Here is a 6,174-nt window from a genome sequence, read left to right on the forward strand (position 1 = left end):
AAAGCTGGCCGTGTCTACCCTAAAGGGAATCGCCGGGGGATTTTCAAGGGGGATGTGAATTCCCCTTGAATGTGCTCTTTGCCTACTTTCTACCACATAGTAGAAAGTAGGGGCCCCCGCGGCCAACGCGTTCGCGTTACGGCGCGGAGCCTTTATTATTTTCCCGAGACGGACAGCCGCCCGACACTTGTCGGATAAACGAGTTTTGTCCGCGCGCCTGGGGAAATCCAGTCAAAACACGCCAGCGAGTTTTGACGATTTCCCTGTTAAGGCGTGGCGCGCGGTTGGTTTGAGGGTACTGCCCTTCCGCCGGGCGGGCGGTGCGTGCCGCACTCCCAATTGGCCGCCCCGCCCCCGTTTATTCCGAGAGGCAACGCAACTGAAGACCGTGGCCGCGATAGCGCGCATAGTCGGGTTGAACTGCATTTGTCAAGAAACGAACCCGCACGCTGTATATCCCGTCAGCCGAAGCCGACCAGACGGAACCCTCGTTGCCGACGTAGCTCAGCGCGCCCGTGTTGAGGTCGCGGAAGCCCGGGGCGGGCAGGGCCGACACCGAACACCCGCTGACGACTCCCTCATAAAAAAAGAAAACAAAACAGATGAAAACCAAACCGATATACCTTCTTCTCGCCTGCATCGCCGGCCTCGGCAGCTGCAAAGACAAGACGCCCGACGAACCGGCTCCGCTGCCCACCACCCAGCGCACCCTCGTCGAATACGTCATCGCCACCGACCAGAGCTACGAAGCCGCCGCACAGTATATCAACCGGCTGGAAGCCGCATTCGATCCGGCCGCGAACGAACGGCATGTCATCTACCTCTACCCGCCGGCCAAAGGGAGCATCTACGCCCCCGCCGACCCGCAGTACGACGAACGGCCGAGACTCCTGCTGATCGCCCGCGACGACGACCCCGAACAGTTCGGGAGCACCCTCCTGAAAGCCTACAGCCGCAGTCAGGCACCGGGCGACCCGGAAGTCCTCCAGGCCGTGCAGGCAGACGCCCTGCGGCTCGCGCCGGGAGACTATTACACCATCGCCACCTGGCAGAACCCCGACGTGCCCCCGACCGGACGCACCGTCATCGAATACATGATCGCCGACAACAACCTCTACCCCTACGCCGTGCAGAATATCAACGACATGGAAGCCGCGTGGGACGAGCTCTCCGAGCAGGAAAAAGGAGGCCGAATGGTCGTCTATCTCCACCCCGTGGCCGCCGCCAGCCGGTGGGCGCCGACCGACCACAACGAGACCCCGCGGCTGCTGCTCATCACCGGCGACCAGACCAGCCGGATCGCCAGCCGCATGCTGAAAACCTACAGCCGGGAGCAGGACCCGACCGATCCGGAAGTGATGGCCCGTGTGGTGGCCGACGCCATGGAACTCGCCCCGGGAGCCGGCTACGGACTCGCCTTCTGGTCGCACGGCGCCGGATGGCTGCCCGCAGAGAGCTACCAGCCGCTGCGCTCGATCGTCCCCGCCTGGAACGACGCCGGATGGAGCGGTTCGAAGCTCGCCGGGATCGGCGAAAGCGCACGCACCTCGTCAAGGAACAGGACAAAGACTGGAAATGAGGGGATTACAAGCTACTCGTTCGGCATCAGCAGCAGCTTCGGGAACAGCGAGATGGAGATCGACGCGATGAGCCGCGCCTTGGCCGGATTCGGAAAGTTCGATTTCATCCTCTTCGACGCCTGCCACATGGCCTGCATCGAGCTGGCGTGGGAGTTCCGCGACCGCACCGACTACCTGATCGCCTCGGTGGCCGAGGTTTTGGGAGCCGGTTTCCCCTACCGGGAGATCCTGCGGCCGATGTTCTCGGCCGGCACGGCGGATGTCGAGGGGATCGCACGCACCTACTTCGACTATTACGACGAACAGTCCGGCCCCTACCGGACAGCAACGGTATCTGTGGTGAAAAACAGCGAGTTGCCGGCACTGGCCGAAGCGGTGAAACGGCTGAGCGACGCCGGTCTGCCGAAGGGTTCGACGGGTCTCTCTCCGGCGGCACAGCAGTTCGGACGCACCTACACCTCTTTCAACGGGACGTTCTACGATCTGGGCGATCTGATGCACCGGACATGGAACGGGGCGGACTACACGGGTGCGGTGGCGGAATTCGACCGGGCGCTGGCGGCAGCGGTGCCTTATGCGGCGGCGACGCCGTGGATTCTCGAAGGACAGTCAGGCGCCATCCGCGTGCTGAGCCACAGCGGCCTCTCCTCGTACCTGCCCCGGACGACGACACCGGTTTCGCTGGAGGCCTACCGCACGCGTTTCGGCTGGAGCGAAGCTTCGGGAATGGGCTCTCTGGCCCGATAGAACTCTCTGCCTTATTAACCGGCCGCCGCCCCGGGCTTCCGCGGCAACGCCTCGGGTGCACCGGGTAACGTCAGCAGCGGCGGTTATAGCTGGTCGGCATCGGTCAGCGGCAGCTATGGTTTGGAGTTGAATTTCCATGTAACGTGGCTCCATCATAGCAGTGTGGACGCCCGCGCCAGCGGTTTTCAGTTGCGTTGCCTCTCGGAATAAACGGCACCCACAGGGTGTTTTAATGGCAGCCTCAGCCTTAATCGGCAGCCTCTACCCCAATTTTGCCGACACGGCCGCAGCGAAACGTAAGTTTCGCCCGTCCACGGGACGTGGGGCCTGCGCGGCCTGAGCGCAGTTGAAGCTCGACCGCGCGCCACGCCTTAAGAAGAGATTCAACTATTTTGGCGCAAGCCGAAATAGAATGAATCGCGTAAGGCGCGCGGATAAAACCCGATTTACCTAACGTTGTGCGGCTGTCAGTCTCGGGAAAATAATAAAGGCTCCGCGCCGCAACGTGAATGCGTTGGCCGCGGGGGCCTCTACTTTTTACTATGTGGTAAAAAGTAGGCAAAAAGCACATTCAAGGGGAACTTCGTCCCCCTTGAAAATCCCCCGGCGATTCCTTTTGGGTAGACACGGCCAGCTTTCGAGTGCCGAGCGGCACCGACTCGCAGGGGCGCGCGGACCGAAAATCCATCGCAGTTCGGCGCCAGCGGAGGGCACAACGAGCTCCGTCGAGTTGCAGCCCGCCGCCGGAGGTGGCGACGGACTGCGCGACCCAAAGGGTCGCACAGCACTCAGCTCAATCCTCAGCCCAATTCTCTGCCCCGTTCGGCCTGTCGCCCATCCCCCCGAGGCGCTTCACGCCTGGGCGACGAGGCCGGCGATTCCTGCGGAATCGCACGACACTCTCAGCCAAGCAGTTCGGCGCCAGCGGAGGCGCAATCAAGCCCGCGAAGATTGCAGCCCTCCGCTGGCGTCGAACTGCGCGACTCTTCGAGTCGCAAGAGTTCAGCCCAATCCACGCCCCAATTCTCCGCCCCGTGTCCGCCTCACTGCGGCTCCGCTGTCGCTCCGCCGCGTTTCGCATTTTTCCCGCGCACTGGCGGAAATCTTGTTAGAACCATTCACCATGGTTCTAACGATTTCCTGCTCCAGCAGTCGCGCGCGGTCGAGCTTTGCCCCGGATAGAACTGGCCTCGGGCCGGCCGGGCCCCACGTCCCGTGGACGGGAAATGCTACGCATTTCCACCGTTCAGCTCAGCCCAATTTTCGAACCGTTCTCTGTTCGCGCGCCTTGGGCGATTCATTCTATTTCGGCTTACGTCGAAACAGTTGAATCGCCTTTTAAGGCGTCGGCACGCGGTGGTTTGAGGGTACTGCGCTTACGCCGCGCGGGCGGTGCCTCCCGGCACTCGGAATCGGCCGCCTCTACCCCAACTGGATGGAACTGGCCTCGGGCCGGCCGGGCCCCACGTCCCGTGGACAAGCGATGCTCACGCATCACTGCGGCAGCCTCTACCCTATTCTTCGGCCCGTTCTCTGTCTGCACGTTTATTTATAAGAGTTGGAAATACGTTCTCGATTCCGTCAAAAATCACACAAAAAAGACAGTCGGCGAAGGGGATAAATACTGAGAGGCAACGCAACTGAAGACCGTGGCCACGGTTGTTCACGTTGCTGGGATTGAGGTTCTGCGTGTTGAAGTTCAAGAACACGCCGTTAGTCCCGCTGACAGCGGACGACCAACTGTACCCGTTGTTGCCGATGTTGCCCAGCGCGCCCGAAGCGCTACCGCGACAGCCCGGGGCGGACAAAAATGGCCTCCGCCCCCGAACGATCCGTGCGGCAAAAGGCGGTTGCAGCCGCTGGATTGTTTCTCCCGCACCCGACCGTACACACAGAACGGACGCGAAAGAAAAACCGAAATAACTAAGAATCAGTGGGCTGCTGAATTTATCGTACACGCGCTGTCTGCAGCTCCGCCACCGGGCGAAACCGACAAACACTCCGGTCCCTTCGCCGACCGTCTGGCTAAAAGACTCGAATCGATGCAAAAATCGAATGATTCATCTTATTAAAAGATATTTTTATTGCGAAACGTCTCCGAATCAATCCATATCCTTATATAAATCCAATTCACCCCGCTCCGCCGCGCCGTGGATCGCTGCCAACCGGGCCACCACGGGCGAAACCACCTCCAGCACATCCCGCACGTAGCGCTCTTCGGAGGTCTCGTCGGCCGCCGGAGAGGAGTCGTCCTCGCCCGCCGCATTGCGCCGCAGCCGGTAGAGCATCGCGAGGTACAGAGCCCGGAAGCAGGCCTCCATATCGCTGATCGTCGTCGGATCGCCCTCTTTGCCGGCGATGGCGGTCTTGAGCCGCGGCAGTTCAGCGGCCAGCGGAGCGAAGACCCGGTCGTAGCCCTGCTCCCGTCCCACGGGCGAAGCCAGCAGATGGCGATGCAGGTCGTCCAGATCGGCCACCAGATGGAGGGTGTGTTCCAGATGGCCGCTCCGCTCCTTGCCCTCCGTCCGCAGGAGGTTCACCATGTCGGTGTACCACAGCCACAGGGCCTCTTTCTGCTGGTCGTCGAGCTCGGTCTGCGGCTCGACGAGCGTCTGCCGGATTCGCTCCGGCGAGAGCTCCAGCGCCCGCAACATATCCTCCAGTTGCCAAAGATACAGGATGTATTCGGCGATATTTTCTCTTCGTTTTTTCTTGGCTATCAGCATAATATCTATTTTACGGACATGTCGTTTCCGAAACTTTCAGCCGCTACCCGCCCCGGGCTTCCGCCTGAAGAATTCGGGTGAGTTATGTGTCGTCGGTAACAATGGCTACAGTTGGTCTTCGGCGGTCAGCGGTACCGATGGTGTGAACATGGGGTTTCACGTAACAGTGCTCTATTCCAGTCTTTCGGATAACCGTGCCTACGGTTTTCAGTTGCGTTGCCTCTCGGAATAAACGGGGCTGAGGCGGCTTTAGCGATGCGCAAGCATCGCTCCGTCCCGCTGGGGCACCCACCGGTGTTTTATTGGGATTTTCTTTGCCATATGGCCGGACACCGCCCGTGTAGGGCAGTTCCGTCCGACACGGAGCTCGCCCGCGCGCCGTCGCCTTAAAAGGCGATTCAATTGTTTCGGCGGTGAGCCGAAAGAAAATGAATCGCCAAAGGCGCGCGGACAAAGCTCGTTTATCCGACAAGTGTCGGACTGCTGGTCGTCTTTGGGTTCTATATCAATCTCTTCTCTCTGTTCCGCTCGGGCCGCGGGGGCCCCTACTTTCTACTATGTGGTAGAAAGTAGGCAAAGAGCACATTCAAGGGGGATTCACATCCCCCTTGAAAATCCCCCGTCTCTTCATGCAGATACGGCCATTTGCCCACCGCGGGCACGCGGGGCCTGCCCGGCCCGAGCGCAGTCGATGCTCGACCGCGCGCCACGCCTTAACAGGAAAATCATTCAAAAGCAACCCACGCTTTTGAATATGATTTCCCAAGCGCGCGTAGGGTAGACACAGCCAATAAAACACCCTGTGGATGCGCCCCGGGCTACCGCAGTTCGGGCTCGGGCGCACTGAACCGCGTCGGCAACAACGGCTACAGTTGGTCTTCGACGGTCAGCGGCACCAATGGCATGAGCTTGAGTTTCAACGTGATTTGGCTCTATCCCAGCGATGCGGTCAGCCGCACCTACGGTTTTCAGTTGCGTTGCCTCTCGGAATAAACAGTGCCGACGGGCACTCCGAAATGGCCGGGCCTACCCCAACAAAGCAGCCTTTACCCTACCTTACGGCTCGAAAAGCCGCGCGGGCCGAAAAATCCATTGCAGTTCGGCGCCAGCGAAGGGCGCAA

Annotated in this window: 4 protein-coding genes; 1 reads left to right on the plus strand and 3 read right to left on the minus strand. The window is 60.7% G+C overall.

All coding sequences use genetic code 11. From position 1 onward, the window contains the following. Positions 1-358 precede the first annotated feature (358 nt). Complete coding sequence (locus QZ292_RS09035; protein ID WP_294600767.1) at positions 359-613, minus strand: hypothetical protein; 255 nt, start codon at positions 611-613, stop codon at positions 359-361. On the opposite strand from QZ292_RS09035, the gene QZ292_RS09040 reads away from it, so the two are divergent. Next, a complete protein-coding gene (locus tag QZ292_RS09040; protein WP_294600768.1) occupies positions 603-2,327 on the plus strand; it encodes a clostripain-related cysteine peptidase in 1,725 nt (574 codons plus the stop codon). The genes QZ292_RS09035 and QZ292_RS09040 overlap by 11 nt on opposite strands. A 1,514-nt stretch (positions 2,328-3,841) precedes the next feature. Here the strand turns inward: QZ292_RS09040 and QZ292_RS09045 are convergent. Together QZ292_RS09045 and QZ292_RS09050 are read right to left on the minus strand one after the other, a co-directional pair. After that, complete coding sequence (locus tag QZ292_RS09045; protein ID WP_294600769.1) at positions 3,842-4,135, minus strand: hypothetical protein; 294 nt, start codon at positions 4,133-4,135, stop codon at positions 3,842-3,844. Positions 4,136-4,429: 294 nt separating this feature from the next. Then, positions 4,430-5,053, minus strand: coding sequence for a DUF4924 family protein (locus QZ292_RS09050; RefSeq protein ID WP_294600771.1), 624 nt, complete (start codon positions 5,051-5,053; stop codon positions 4,430-4,432). Positions 5,054-6,174 lie beyond the last annotated feature (1,121 nt).

This window comes from uncultured Rikenella sp. (assembly GCF_910577125.1).
Classification (GTDB): domain Bacteria; phylum Bacteroidota; class Bacteroidia; order Bacteroidales; family Rikenellaceae; genus Rikenella.